At 40.6% G+C, this 14,268-nt stretch carries 10 protein-coding genes; 4 read left to right on the top strand and 6 right to left on the bottom strand.

Going from position 1 to position 14,268, the window contains the following annotated elements; translation table 11 throughout:
- The first annotated feature begins 6 nt into the window (after positions 1-6).
- Genes FTV14_RS04830 through FTV14_RS04845 form a run of 4 tightly spaced genes read left to right on the top strand, consistent with a single transcriptional unit; the run spans position 7 to position 4,828 of the window.
- Positions 7-1,263: a nucleotide sugar dehydrogenase gene (locus FTV14_RS04830; RefSeq protein WP_180053466.1), complete on the top strand. Its 1,257-nt coding sequence runs from the start codon at positions 7-9 to the stop codon at positions 1,261-1,263.
- On the top strand, positions 1,263-2,927 hold the full coding sequence (pgi, locus tag FTV14_RS04835; protein WP_180053467.1) for a glucose-6-phosphate isomerase: 1,665 nt from the start codon (positions 1,263-1,265) through the stop codon (positions 2,925-2,927). Before FTV14_RS04830 ends, pgi begins: the two co-directional genes overlap by 1 nt.
- Positions 2,920-3,936 carry a UDP-glucose 4-epimerase GalE gene (gene galE / locus FTV14_RS04840; protein ID WP_180053468.1) on the top strand — a complete coding sequence of 339 codons (1,017 nt, stop codon included), beginning with the start codon at positions 2,920-2,922 and terminating at the stop codon, positions 3,934-3,936. Before pgi ends, galE begins: the two co-directional genes overlap by 8 nt.
- A gap of 1 nt (position 3,937) precedes the next feature.
- Positions 3,938-4,828: a beta-1,6-N-acetylglucosaminyltransferase gene (locus FTV14_RS04845; protein WP_180053469.1), complete on the top strand. Its 891-nt coding sequence runs from the start codon at positions 3,938-3,940 to the stop codon at positions 4,826-4,828.
- Positions 4,829-4,990: 162 nt separating this feature from the next.
- Here the strand turns inward: FTV14_RS04845 and FTV14_RS04850 are convergent, their stop codons facing one another.
- The 6 genes from FTV14_RS04850 to FTV14_RS04875 form a co-directional block, all read right to left on the bottom strand.
- Positions 4,991-6,361: a phosphomannomutase CpsG gene (locus tag FTV14_RS04850; protein WP_180053470.1), complete on the bottom strand. Its 1,371-nt coding sequence runs from the start codon at positions 6,359-6,361 to the stop codon at positions 4,991-4,993.
- 84 nt (positions 6,362-6,445) lie between these two features.
- A complete protein-coding gene (locus FTV14_RS04855; protein WP_180053471.1) occupies positions 6,446-8,044 on the bottom strand; it encodes a Tn7-like element transposition protein TnsE in 1,599 nt (532 codons plus the stop codon).
- Complete coding sequence (locus tag FTV14_RS04860) at positions 8,041-9,546, bottom strand: TnsD family Tn7-like transposition protein (protein WP_253167499.1); 1,506 nt, start codon at positions 9,544-9,546, stop codon at positions 8,041-8,043. The genes FTV14_RS04855 and FTV14_RS04860 overlap by 4 nt, the downstream gene beginning before the upstream one ends.
- Positions 9,547-9,619: 73 nt before the next feature.
- On the bottom strand, positions 9,620-11,302 hold the full coding sequence (locus FTV14_RS04865) for an AAA family ATPase (protein ID WP_180053472.1): 1,683 nt from the start codon (positions 11,300-11,302) through the stop codon (positions 9,620-9,622).
- On the bottom strand, positions 11,299-13,419 hold the full coding sequence (locus FTV14_RS04870; RefSeq protein ID WP_180053473.1) for a Mu transposase C-terminal domain-containing protein: 2,121 nt from the start codon (positions 13,417-13,419) through the stop codon (positions 11,299-11,301). Before FTV14_RS04870 ends, FTV14_RS04865 begins: the two co-directional genes overlap by 4 nt.
- Complete coding sequence (locus FTV14_RS04875; protein ID WP_044112950.1) at positions 13,406-14,209, bottom strand: heteromeric transposase endonuclease subunit TnsA; 804 nt, start codon at positions 14,207-14,209, stop codon at positions 13,406-13,408. Before FTV14_RS04875 ends, FTV14_RS04870 begins: the two co-directional genes overlap by 14 nt.
- Between the last annotated feature and the right edge of the window lie 59 nt (positions 14,210-14,268).

Genomic DNA, 14,268 nt, shown 5'->3' on the forward strand with positions numbered 1-14,268 from the left:
GTCAGCATGAAGGTTGCAGTTTTTGGTCGAACGCTTTATGCCGGGGTGATGGCGGCGCTATTGGCAGAATGTGGGCACAAGGTCTACTGGTGTGACATTTTCGAGCAAGATAGCCCGGAAGCGCCTGATTTTCAGGATGAGGCGGTCAATCGTCTGTTGCAGCAGCAACATGCCCAAGGCTTTCTGCATTACTGTAGCCTGAAAGAGCTGGGGCTAGAGATGGATGTCTATCTGTTTAGCCTGACGCCAGCAGAAGAGCCGCTACTGATTGAATTGTTGCAGCAGCTCCAGCAGCGTCCGATCATTCATCCGAAACTGATGATCAATGCTTCAACCCTTGGCTTGCAGGGTACGGCACGACTGAAACAGCTACTGCCTGAAGATGACTGGGTGTATTTGCCGGATATGAGCCAGGAAGGCAATGCACTGGCCAGTATCACCCAAGCGGAACAGCTGACCGTGGGCTGTATGAACCCGCAGGTGCAGAGTAAAGTGCAGGAATTTTTACGTCCTTTATTCCCGCGTAAGCAGCAATACCTGTTTATGCCGGTGCTGGATGCGGAATTTACCAAGCTGAGTATTTCCGGCATGCTGGCAACCCGGATCAGTTACATCAATGACTTGGCTGTGGTGGCAGAAAAACTCGGCATTGATATTGAACATGTGCGCCAGGGCATGGCGGCGGATAGCCGGATTGGCGCGTCCTATATGTATCCGGGCGCCGGTTTTGGCGGAGAAAACTTCTCGCATGATGTTTTAACCCTAGCCAATACCGTGTCAACCACCGGGGTGAAAAGCCAGCTTTTGGCCCAGGTCTGGGAAATTAACGAGCAGCAAAAAGAACTGCTGTTTCGCAAACTGTGGAACTATTATCAGGGTGATTTAAAAGGCAAAACCATTGTCATCTGGGGCGCTGCGTTTAAGGAAAATACTTCACGTGTGCACCATTCACCGATTCACGCCATGCTCAAGGCACTCTGGGCGCAAGGACTCACGGTCAAATTACACGATCCGCAGGCCTTGCCGGAAATTCAGGCACTGTATGGCGAACGCGATGATTTGATCTTGTGTCAGGACCAGTATGAAGCTGTCAAAGGCAGTCATGCGCTGTGTCTGTTAACCGCCTGGAAACATTACTGGAGTCCGGACTATAAAACCCTGCTCAACAGTATGCAGCATCCGTTAATTTTAGATGGCCGTAATATCTATGATCCGCAATTTGTCAAAGCGCAAGGCTTTGCCTATATGGGAGTAGGACGTTAATGAGCAGTTCAGCAGCGCTACATACGCGTGATTCACTGTTATTACAGTTACAGACTTTAAAAAACCAGTTTGAACAGCGTCATTTAACCGATTTATTTGCACAGGATGCGCAGCGTTTCGAGCACTTCTCCGTACGTTTAAAATCGCTGGTTTTCGATTATAGCAAGCAGCGGATCGATGCCGAAGTACTGGCGCAGCTGATTCGCTTTGCTGAGGCACATGACTTATCGGGCTGGATCAACACCCTGTTTTCCTCCGACCCGATTAACTATACCGAACAGCGTGCAGCCATGCATTGGGCGCTGCGTTTGCCGGAACAGGACAGTACTCATCCGGAACTGGCACAGCAGGTACAGACCCAGCTACAGCGTATGTATCAGCTGGTGGAAAAAATTCATGCCGGACAATGCCGCGGTGCCACCGGTGAAGTAATTCAGGATGTGGTCAATATTGGCGTCGGCGGTTCAGATTTGGGGCCTTTGATGGCGACTCAGGCGCTGTCCGATTTTAAACATTCAAGTGCCAAGCCGCTGAGCGTACATTTCGTTTCGACCATGGATGGCAGCCAGCTCTCGGATCTGCTGCACAAGCTGCGTCCGGAAACCACGCTGTTTATTATTTCCTCCAAGTCTTTTGGCACCATTGATACCTTGTCCAATGCACAAACCGTCCGTTTATGGCTGGAAAAAGCCTTGGGCAAACAGGCACGCGTATTACAGCATCATTTTGTTGGGGTCTCGACCAAGCCCGATAAAATGACCGCATGGGGCATTGCGCCAGAAAACCAGTTCCTGCTGTGGGATTGGGTCGGTGGCCGTTATTCACTCTGGTCCTGTATCGGCTTGCCAATTGCGCTCATTATTGGGGTGGAAGGCTTTAAAGCCTTTCTGGCCGGGGCCTACGCAGTGGATCAGCATTTCCAGACGGCGCCATTTGCACAGAATATTCCGGTGTTAATGGGCTTATTGGGTATCTGGAACAATAATTTTCTGGATATTCAGACCCATGCGGTTTTGCCCTATGATGGCCGCTTAAAATATTTTGCCTCTTATCTGCAGCAGCTGGAAATGGAATCGAATGGTAAATCGATTCAGCGCAGTGGCGAAGCAGTCGAACTGGATACCTGTCCAATTGTCTGGGGTGAAGTAGGACCGAATGCCCAGCATGCGTTTTATCAGTTGCTGCATCAGGGCACACAGGCGGTCAGCTGTGATTTTATTGCACCAGTTAAACGCTACAATGCCAACCAGTTTACCTACGCAGAAAGTGCAGAGGCGCTGGTCGAACAGCACCATCTGGCGCTGTCTAACTGTCTGGCGCAATCGCGCTTACTGGCTTTTGGCAATCAGGCACTGGATCAGGCCGAGCTAGCCAGTCTGCCGGCTTATAAGCAATATGCCGGTAATCAGCCGAGTTCAACCTTCCTGATTCAGGAGCTGAATCCGTATAGCTTGGGGATGCTGATTGCCTTGTATGAGCATAAGGTTTTTGTCCAGTCGGTGATCTGGAATATTAACCCCTTTGATCAGTGGGGCGTGGAAAAGGGCAAGGAAATTGCCAATCAGCTGTTGCCAATTTTAAATGGCCAGCAGCAGGATGTATCGGCACTGGACGCTTCGACACAAGGTTTATTACACATTTTATTAGGAAAAGCAGATGGCTAATATTCTGGTCACCGGTGGCGCCGGTTATATTGGTTCGCATACCTGTCTGGAACTGCTCAATGCCGGGCATCAGGTGGTGGTACTGGATAACTTGTCGAACAGTTCGGCAGAATCATTACAACGGGTACAAGAGCTGACCCAGAAAAGTCTTCATTTTATTGAAGGTGATATCCGGGATGGTGCCGGTCTGGATCAGCTGTTCCAGCAGCACCAGATTGATGCGGTAATTCATTTTGCAGGTCTTAAAGCGGTGGGGGAAAGTCAGCAAATTCCACTGGCTTATTTTGAGCATAATATTGCGGGTTCTATCAGTCTGGCGCAGGCGATGCAACGTGCAGGGGTGTTTAAACTGGTCTTTAGTTCCTCTGCAACAGTGTATGATGAAGCCAATACCTCTCCTTTAAATGAAGAAATGCCCACTGGGATGCCAAGCAACAATTATGGCTATACCAAACTGATTATTGAACAGTTATTGGAAAAACTGGCGATTGCTGATGAGCGCTGGTCAATTGCCTTATTGCGCTATTTTAACCCGGTCGGTGCGCATAAAAGTGGCCAGATTGGTGAAGATCCGCAAGGGATTCCAAACAACCTGATGCCTTATGTGACCCAAGTGGCTGTCGGTCGTCGTGAAAAACTTTCAATCTTTGGCAGTGATTATGATACCGTCGATGGCACAGGGGTCCGCGATTATATCCATGTGGTGGACTTGGCCAATGCACACTTATGTGCACTGAATAACCGTTTAAATGCACAGGGCTGTCGTGCTTGGAATATTGGAACCGGAAACGGGATTTCTGTGTTGCAGGTGAAAAATACCTTTGAACAGGTCAATGGGGTCGAGATTCCATTTGAACTGGCACCGCGCCGGGCGGGCGATGTGGCGACCTCTTTTGCAGACAATCGGCGTGCTATTGCCGAGCTAGGCTGGCAACCGCAGTATGGTCTGGAAGATATGCTGGCCGATAGCTGGAACTGGCAAAAACAGAATCCAAAAGGATATAAATAGAATGAATTATATTTATGCTGTAATATGTCATAAATTGACAGAACCATTAATTTTTACTATACACACTCTCTTAAAAAGTCCTTTGAGCATAATAATTTTACATATAGACAATAAGACTCCAAATAATGAAGTGATTCGGATTAAAAAAAAATTAGGTGACCATCCAAACTTATTGTATGTCCCAGAGAAAAAACGTATAGATGTCCGATGGGGGGGAGTGAGTCAAATTGAAGTTATGCTTTTGCTGTTAAGATTAGCCCAAAGATATAATTATAAGTATTTTTCTTTAATCTCTGGTGATGATATCCCTCTCTCTTCGAATAAATCACGTGAGAGTTTTTTAAATATAGCATATTCTAATAGAATTGAATTTATTGGCTATAACCCAGTTCATAATGCTCAACAACGTTTAGCTATAAAATATCCTTCGTACTTTTATAATAAAGATCATTCTATTATGGGGAAATTATGTCGAAAAATATTTATTTTATATGCAAAATATTTTAGGACATTGGATATCTCTCATTTACCTACTTTATATAAGGGCTCAACATGGTTCACCTTAACACATGAGGCTGTAGATTATATTTTAGATTATGTTGAAAAGAATCCTAAATATTTGAATTCATTTAAATACTCTTTGTGTGGTGATGAGGTTTTTTTCCAGACAATAATTTTTAATTCACTATTTCGCTATAAGGTTTATAATATAGAAAATAATATTCCTGATTGCGAAAGAGGAATGCGTTATATAGATTGGGTCAGTGGCCCAAGTTTTCCAAGAGAATTAGATAATTCAGATTTTATTAAAATGAAGCAATCAGGAATGCTATTTGCACGAAAAGTAAAGTCAAATATAGATCAAAAAGAATTTGAATTTTTTTTATTATAAATAGAAAGAGTCCTTTAAAGGACTCTTTCTATTTATAATAGGCTTTGTTGCATAAATATGTAAGCATCTGATTTAAATAAATTTAATTTTGGATCAAAAAATAATCAGAACTTTTAAAATCATATAGTTATGAAATCTTTGTGCAACAAAGCCTTTATAATATTAAGTCTCAATCAATAGAGTTAGCTCATTTATATAGTCCTGCATTGCTTTTGGTTGCTGGTCACGGCGGCTTTCAATATTCAAGCGCAATAACGGTTCGGTATTGGAGGCACGCACATTAAAACGCCAGGCGCCAAAATCCAGACTGACGCCATCAGTCTGGTCAATGGCCGGGTTCTGATCGGCATAGTGCTCAAAGATCTTTTGAATAGTGGCTTGGGTGTCTGCCACTTTAAAATTAATTTCACCTGAGCATGGGAACTTGGCAATCATCTCTTCAACCAGACTCGATAAGGATTGACCGGTTTCAGACAGCACCGCAATCGCCAGTAACCATGGAATCATGCCGCTATCACAATAGGCAAAGTCACGGAAATAGTGGTGAGCACTCATCTCCCCACCATAAACCGCATTATGCTCACGCATCACATCTTTAATAAAGGCATGCCCAGATTTGGACTGAATTGCTTCACCCTGATACTGTTCCACCACATCAAAAGTGTTCCAGACCAGACGCGGATCATGCACAATTTTTTCACCGGACTGTTTCAACAAGAAAGCCTGTGCTAACAGCCCCACAATGTAATAGCCTTCAATAAACTGGCCTTTTTCATCAAACAGGAAGCAGCGGTCAAAGTCACCATCCCAGGCAATGCCCAGATCTGCGCCATGCGCCAGTACTGCCTCGCGGGTGCTGTCGCGGTTTTCTACCAGAATCGGATTCGGAATCCCGTTCGGGAAAGTACCATCGGCTTCATGGTGAATTTTGACAAACTCAACCGGAACATTCAGGGCCTTGAATTTGTCTTCAATCGCATCAATGACATGACCTGCAGCACCATTGCCGGCATTGACCACCAGCTTCATTGGGCGAATCTTGGCTGGATCAATATAGGTCATCAGATGATCTACAAACGCCGGCAAAATATTGTAGGACTGTGTGGTTCCTTTGGCTGTAACTTCGGTAAATGTACCAGCTTCTGCTAAGGCCTGAATTTCTTTTAAGCCAGTATCGGCACTGATTGGACGGGCATTCTCGCGCACCAGTTTCATGCCGTTATAGTCCATCGGGTTGTGACTGGCAGTGATTTCAATCCCGCCTTGGACATCCAGATGGAAAGCGGCAAAATAGACTTCTTCGGTGCCAGTCATACCCAGATCAAGGACATTTACACCTGCATCATTCAGGCCTTGGATGGTGGCCTGTTTTAAGTCTTCACTGCTTAAACGGATATCGCAGCCAATCGCCACAGTTTTTGGCTGGTAAATCTGGCCATAGGCACGGCCTATTTTATAGGCAATCTCTTCATTCAGTTCGCTGCCCAGTTTGCCGCGAATATCGTAAGCTTTAAAGCAAGTCAGTTGGGTCATCTAAATTCTCGAAATAATTCCTGCGAAGTAAGGTATGATTATAGAAGGAAAATAGCTCCTATATGCCAAGTTGCCGTTTAACTTTTATATCGATTTTACCTTTGCTAAGATCCGTTGAGCCCAGTCAGCGTAATAATTTACATCTTCTAGTTGTTTCTGTTTAGAAGGATGATTAATCGTAGTAAAGGCAGTAATACCTCTTATCTCAGATAGAAACTTTTTAGGCCAACTGAGCGATTGAGAAAGTATTGAATTGTTCAATTTTTCCAAATCGGTCTCAATTAATAATTGAGTTTTTTCTTCATATCGGAGTAATAATGTAGAAATGTTCTTTTTTCCATCTGATGTATCAATTTCACATAGATAAAATTGTTCATCATTTTTTGTATTGATGATTCTATAGACATAAAAGTATCGTAGTTGATTGCCGTTAGAAAACTTATGCCCTCTAAAAAGTTTATATTTTTTAAATGGAGAGTTCTTGATTTCTTTAACGTCATATCCTTTTTTTTCAATTTGGTCCAACACCTTAATCAAGTCTTTATGCGTGATTCGCTCTAGTTGAGTGTCTGATTCGTTTGTAAATCCAGGTATTGTGCCCTCGATATCTCCTTCTCCTCCTGCAAATCCTTCATCTTGATTTTTATTTTCATCCATTTTCTTTAGTATTTTCTTCCGTACTGTAGTTTTAGTAGGCGGCGTTTCTAAAGAAATTTTTAAGTCTTCTATTGTATAAATTTCTGCAGGTAGGTTTCTTAGCTTGATCAACCGCTGATCGATATCTGCATCAGCATTTTGATTCAATTTCTCTTTAGAGGAATTTGTTAGTTTTGGTTTATTTGAACTTTGAACTTGAGGATTTTTGACCTGTTGTATCATTTTTCTTGTAGTAAAATGAAATTGTACAGGTCTATCAATCCCAGTCTCCAAATTTTTGAAAGATGTGATGCGTTCAATTCTGTAAATACCAGTTTCTTTATCATAAATTCCATCTACTGTTAGATCAATATTTTTGATCTCAGGAGTATTCATATCGAAATTAAAATTTTTAGCATTGTTTTGATCAATAATTGTTTTTTGATAAATACTAAGGAAGGCTTTATTTAAATCAGGTTGTAAAAGAATTAAGGCCAATTTTTTCAAAAAATGAGGATCAGAGATATCTGCGCTCAGAATTTTTTTGTTTTGCGCAATAGTAATATGAATAGCTTTTTCATCATTCGTATCCACTAGAATATCTGTTGAATAGTTTTCCGCAAACAGTGCTGCACGTAAAAGATAAGGATGTGAAAAGAATAGATCCCGAGCAAGAATGAGTTTCGGTATTTGAATAATAAGATTTTTATTTAATACTTTTGAGTAGTAATCAAACTCAAAACAGATCCGGCCTTGATCTCTTTTTTTATGCTCATCCCCCAATAGAGTGATTGTTTTGAATGCTGTGAAATTTACACGTTCAAGTGTATGGAAAAATAATTCCTTTGGCTCAGAATCTGCAATTGGGGTGAGGTAATCATAAAGAATAATACTCTCAATTGGTAATTTAAGCTGAATAGAACGATTAATAGTTGGATTAAAAAAGTGAGTATTAATATCAAACCGAGTTTGACCACGTCGACTAATTTCTGTTGCAGTATAATAAATCAAATTCTTCGGTAACTCTTCGATTGGGCAATCGCTCATTGTTTTATTTCTCTCTCAATATTATTAAAAAATCTACGAGCTTCTGGCGTTAATCGCTCAGGACTTAATCCGGATAGTCGAAGAAAAACACTCGGTGGATAGAACTGATTGTCAGTGTGTTGACGAATAAATGTTCGTGTAAGACGGCGTATTTGATAACAATCTACAGATTCTGCGTAACGCTCTAGAAAGGCGGTGGTGAGTGGTAAAAACCTCCAGTTTTTTTCAATCATACTTACCGAGCCAAGTTGCTTAATAAAAAACTTTTTTGTCCATTGTGGAGAGTCGAGATCTTCTAATAATTGATCCCGGATTTTGATGAGTTGTTTAATCAATTGTTGATCTCGCTTTTTCCAATCGACACGTGGCTTGGGAATGGCTGAAGGTAATATCACAGCAGATTTATTTGTCAGTAATAGCCAGTTCTTATGATTACGATATAACCGAGCGTAAAGTGCAGGATCACATTGACGTGCCTGCTTAACAGAATTTTTCTGAATTAATTTTGTCCATTGTTTTTGATCTTTAGATAAAATCTTATCAACTTTATTATTAACCCATACAGGGGGAGCTTCGTGCTGCCGATCTAAGTTTGTTTTTTCTATTGATGCTAAGCTAACATATTGCTTATATGTTTCAATTGGTTTTTGCTCTGGAACCAGCGATTTTAATACAATGCAATGCTCAAGATAAGAAAATGCTTTACGATGTTTCCTGCACATATTTTTGAGCCAGCAGTTCTCAGAAAGAAGATCATCTAAATGATAGTATTTAAGAAAGCTTTCGCCCCAGTAATCTAAGACAAGGTGACGAATTTTTTCGTAGTTGATATTTTTTTGACCTGATAGTAAGCCTCTGTCTTTCAATAGATTGAAGTAGGCATTTGATAAAATCGAAACATCTTGTACTGCAATATGGCTAGATTGAATAAGTAGATCCTCGATTATTTTTGCTAACTCAAGATGACGCTTTAAGTCTTGTGAATTAATAAAAAGTTGTGAGGAGTCAATAAGGACATTTAAATGAGCATTATAAAATCTTCGGTCTAGCCCATTGCAAGGAACAGAGCTGACAAAAAGGGCAGATTCATGCTTTATACAATATTCATATCCTGTAATCTGCCAGCTACGTTTCCAATACACTTCACCATATTGTTCCATCTGTTCTTGCCAACAATGCGGACAGAACCGAAAAAAATTCACAGATTTGATTCGCGACGCATTTTTTCCCAACTTGGTATGTAATGATTGATACTGTTCACCCTGTAATACATGTACAGCATAACGCATCACTGTATCAGGTTGAAACGGTTGATAAATTGGCAATAAGGTGTGGTGGTTGATTAAATGGAGTGCATCATAGCAATCTGGTAGATAACTGGCCAATTTGTCTATGTAAGACGGTAAATCGTAAGTTGGCGTCAAATTTCTATTATTGAATAATTCTTCAGTAAGGTATTTGGGACTTAAAATTCCATTGTGAATAGCATAACGTGCAATCACACTGTAAATTAACTCATCTGGATATGGTATTGGAAAATTTGAAATCATAATACACTTACTCTCTATTTTTTGTTTAATGCAACACAGGAGAGGTGGGATCAAACAAATAGTGAGATGATTTTAATAGCTCATAAACATCTACTTCCTTTTCTTGTGCTTGACTGAAAAAATTCCGTAAGTCATTGGCTTCAGTGCTCTTCCATTCTTCTGCTTTCATGACTTTGCGTGATGTTCTTGGTTTTCTTACCGAAGTTGTGGTCTGAGGCTGGTCCAATTTATCTTTTGCTACAGAGCCGTCTAATACTTCCAGAATATGCTGGAGTAGTACCTGTAAGTTCTCGTTTGGATATTTTTTTAATGCAGAAGTGACATGCAGATCTATTGTAGCAGCGGGGTGACCTAAGGCCGTTAGCATACCTATAAGTGTGGAATAATGTGGTCCTAGATCTTTACGCTGTATTTCCGTTTTTAATGCAGCTTTTAAACGGTGTTGTTCAACATATTCCTCAATTTGAACTTGAGGGATAGTTAAGTCAGAATACCGTGCAATACGTGTGGGGTTGCCTGAGCGGAGTGCATCCAAAATATCGTGGACTGGCTGTAATTGTTCTTCGTAGACTTTTTTAAAAAGTTCAGATGTAATTTTTTCCAGACCAATGGTGATTGCATGAATCTGCACCAAGCAGAACAGTTTAACCACTAAATCTGGAATGCCCTGCGTATAATAATACCAAGTGTTTCTTAATTCATCGGTCAGTTCAGCTGGTTGTTGAACCCATTGATATTGCCACAGCTTGTTGGTGAAAGCATACCATTCAGAAATGATCATTTGATCAGGGGTGCTAGGATCGGGAGTGGGTGCTTCATTGCGCATAGGTTCCCAGATTAAAGAGCCTAATCCTGCACTGCGTCTAGCTGATCTTAAGTCTTCTTGCAGAATTTCATTGGCTTTGGGTGTCCCAATCATCACAATTGGAATGGATGCCACATTCACAAGGGTGACAAAGAAATTAAGAATGATTTCAGCCCCGCCAGATTTTTTTGTATTCAAATGCTGGATTTCATCAATGATTAAAAGTCCAATTGAATAATTATTTGCGATAATTTTCATCTGCTGCAGCATGGCATTCACATTTAAGCGACTTCTGGTGAAACGATGCTCGAAGTTTGTATCTCCTAATGCTAAATCTACTGCTCTAAAAAAGTTTGAGCATAAGTTTTTTAAAGAGCTGTCATGCGGGCAATCAATTTTAAGATAAACAATTTGCTTTAACCCCAGTTCTTTATGCTCAATCACTTGCGGATAATAACGCAAAATCTTGTTCATCGTGGTCGTTTTCCCACTCCCAGAACATCCTATAATAGACATACTAGTGGCTGTCGATTCTGGAGGAGCGTAGCGGTAAGAGCTTTCGTTTGAAGGTTCTAGTTGTTGAAAAGCCGCGTGCAAATGCCTGTGTCGATCACCATTATTGATGTTTCTACTCACATAACCTTGCCGGATCATGATAGAAATTTTTTGTTCAAGGGATAGATGTTTGGTGAGTGGTTGGAAAAAATCATTAGGCAGTTGAGCAATTAGATGAATTCTTTCTGGTTGAGGCAAAAAACGCTGCTCTGGAATAAATTTTAGTTTCCCTCGTAAGTGTTTAATAACCGACTTCGTGTCAAGAATGGGCGGTAATTGAGTAATGAGAGGATTATCCCCATAGATGTCTTCTATCGATGTGTTGACCGCGAGTTCATTATTATTCATTCTTCATCATCCTCTTCAAATAATTGTCTCATTAAGTCTGGTTGACTGGTCAAATCCAGATTGCTGCTGTGAGATGGGGGTGTTGGAGGATTGTCTTGGTTGGGATGGATAGTCCGGATAGAATTGACGGACCTATTTTGGAGATGTTCCTCACGTTCCACCTGAATCGCTTCTTGTTTGTTCTGACGAATATCCCGAGTACGTTGTGCTTTAGAAAGTTGGTGAACTCCTGCTTGAGCCTGCCGGCTCTGTGCTGTGTGGATGATTTTGTCAGTAAAATCCTGCAATTCACTGATGGCCACAGACTTTAGTTGTGAATGCTGTTTTTCAACAGTTTTGATCGCTTTTTGAATCTGTTCAGCTTCCCACCAGGTCAGATGCTGATATTGACGTGAGGCATCACTTAAATGGGCTTCCCAGTATTCCAATTTATTTTCATCAAAGAAAACATAAATAGTATTAACTGAGTATGGGTCAAAACCAATGCGCAACTTTTTCGGGCGGGATTTGGTCGTGTTACGAATAAACCAGCCTTGTTGATGCATTTCTAAACATTGATAGACTAATCCTTTAACTTTAAGTCCTTTATCACTTAATGAGGCATCGATCCTAGGTAGCAAGCCAACATATAGTGATTTGTTATCCACTTGTCTCAACATCCCAGTACGGTGCTGTAGGCCCCACTGCCAGAGCTTAAGAGGGATAGAAGGCAGGTTAGTCGGCATATCGGCACTGCGGTCATATTTTGTCAAAACGTCAAAATTATTGCGTAATAAGACGCAGCTTAATATGATTTTTCTGAACTCTTCCAAAGTAAGACAAGCTTCTAGCCGATAATCATGTCCACCTTTCTTTTTTTCCTTGAATCCAGAAACAACACCAATATTCTCGTAGGATTTAAAGCGTGACTGAATGATGCCAAAAGCCCTCTCCACAATACCTTTGGCATCGCTTCGATACGGTGGCGCATTTTCAATACGAACAGAAAAGTTTTTTTCAAGAAGTTCAATTTGATAGCCAATTAGTTCACCGCGGTCTGCAAGTATGGAACCAGGTAAACCATAAATAGGCCAGTCTTCTGGTTGTATTTGCAAGCCATAACTCTGACAAAATGTCACTTTATCTTGGATTGCAACGCTGAGGCATTGTATGGCTGTATTAAAGGAACTGTTTTCCATGCCGACATAAAGCCCAGTAATCATCCGGCTGAATACATCGATAACAATATATACGGTAGGTCGGCCAATAATCTGTGATGGATCCCGTGATGATACAAGGTAGATGTCAGCGATTGTTGAATCTATCTCATAACGTGCACCAGGACCATTTGCTTGCTTGGTCGCTGTTGAAGTCAGAGGTTTGTGATCTTTCAGGGTTTTCTGATTCGTCAGAATTTCCTTGGAATTGTTCTGATTTCTGTATCGCGTATTATAAAAGTAATAGAATTGAGCATACGTTGGAATATCTGCAGCTTGCACTTGATGAAAGTGCTTGGAAAATAAATTTTTAAACCGAAGATAAGTTTCGTTAATGGATTGTTTTTTGACAGGAACTAAATACTCTTCGATGGCTTGCTTAAAATATAATTCAACCTGTTCAGTGACATTCTTACCTTCATTCGATTCATAAATGCGTGGTCTGCCAATTTTTTTATCACCTATAGCTCTTTTTTGGCCTTTTCCACCTGAGTTTTCATAGTCCGGTACCAAAGCATTTATAGTTTGACCACGTTGCCAGTAGCGTCTTAGGAGTCGTAGGATTTTATTAATTGATACTTCTTTTTCTAGATGTATAGTTTTAATTTTTGCAGTCCTGATTTTTGCATTGATAAGAACTTGTTCATCATTAATTAAATCTTGAATAATAAAAAAGTTTTCATCTCTTTTTTTGAGTTGAATAGAATCCTCACTCAAGTTTAATCGTTTTAAGTGTTCATAAGGATCTTGTGCTGGTATTAGGCTTTGATCATCTGAGAGAGTTTGAAGTTCCTTAGACAAAATGAGTTCAGGAAAAGCATTTTTATTATCAATCGCAATCCATACCGTATACTGCGGTAAGAATTTGAGTATTCGGTATTGTGTTGAATTCAAGATGTAAACTGAATTAATTAGTTGCATGGACTGTATTCTCATTCTGGAGCAAATTACTTGCATGAATATCAGAGAGTTTAAGCTCCAAGTACGAAATTTCTAGATTAAATTGAAGTATTCGCAGTGCGAATAATTTTCTAAACAATGCGAGCGTCGATCCGATACCCATTTTTTGAGTTTGGTCAGAATGCTTACAAAATTGGATTAATGAGCTTTGAGGGTACTGGCTAATTTCTTCCATAAAATAAACTGCTTGATCAATCATGTGATTTGTTATTTCAAGGTCATTTTTTTCTACATACAGCCATTTAATGTTCTCTAGTACCGTAGCAGGAATGTCTTTTTCAGTAATCAGTTTGAACGGCGTATTGTGCTCTTCTTCCCAGTAACGACGTTTAATTTCTAATGACTCAATAACATGAGCTTTATTCAGATCCTTGCTGTAAAGAGTGTCAAGGGCTATAGAAAACTTACCAAAATCAACTAAAAAATCTGAAGATAAGGTAAAAGGTATATAGTCAACCGATACTTTTTTCATTCGGAAACGAGAACAGATGGAGTTAAGATCATAGATATCCAAAGGATAATGTTCGCGAATATCTGTAACGTTCTGATTCCAGTCAAGCAGTAAAAAGGTAGATAGCTCTAGATCAGAAAATAAGTGATGAAGACGTTTACTGACACGGCCTTGTACTCTGTGAGAGCGACCAATTGAACTGAAGTTTTGAACAGTTTTACAAGGTTTATAATCGCGTCCATGGCCCTGGCCATACCCTTCTGTTACTAGTTCTTCATAGTTTTTTATAATTTTTGCCATACAGAAGACCTGTGGATTTTGGTGGATAATTAATCATATCTGAAGGGGGGTAATTTTGT

This window comes from Acinetobacter sp. YH12236 (genome assembly GCF_013417645.1).
Lineage (GTDB): Bacteria > Pseudomonadota > Gammaproteobacteria > Pseudomonadales > Moraxellaceae > Acinetobacter.

What these genes read in the sequence shown, in the direction of transcription:
- FTV14_RS04830 (WP_180053466.1), top strand. Translation starts at nt 7, where the DNA reads ATGAAGGTTGCAGTTTTTGGTCGAACGCTTTATGCCGGGGTGATGGCG.
- pgi (WP_180053467.1), top strand. Translation starts at nt 1,263, where the DNA reads ATGAGCAGTTCAGCAGCGCTACATACGCGTGATTCACTGTTATTACAG.
- galE (WP_180053468.1), top strand. Translation starts at nt 2,920, where the DNA reads ATGGCTAATATTCTGGTCACCGGTGGCGCCGGTTATATTGGTTCGCAT.
- FTV14_RS04845 (WP_180053469.1), top strand. Translation starts at nt 3,938, where the DNA reads ATGAATTATATTTATGCTGTAATATGTCATAAATTGACAGAACCATTA.
- FTV14_RS04850 (WP_180053470.1), bottom strand. Translation starts at nt 6,361, where the DNA reads ATGACCCAACTGACTTGCTTTAAAGCTTACGATATTCGCGGCAAACTG.
- FTV14_RS04855 (WP_180053471.1), bottom strand. Translation starts at nt 8,044, where the DNA reads ATGAGCGATTGCCCAATCGAAGAGTTACCGAAGAATTTGATTTATTAT.
- FTV14_RS04865 (WP_180053472.1), bottom strand. Translation starts at nt 11,302, where the DNA reads ATGAATAATAATGAACTCGCGGTCAACACATCGATAGAAGACATCTAT.
- FTV14_RS04870 (WP_180053473.1), bottom strand. Translation starts at nt 13,419, where the DNA reads ATGCAACTAATTAATTCAGTTTACATCTTGAATTCAACACAATACCGA.
- FTV14_RS04875 (WP_044112950.1), bottom strand. Translation starts at nt 14,209, where the DNA reads ATGGCAAAAATTATAAAAAACTATGAAGAACTAGTAACAGAAGGGTAT.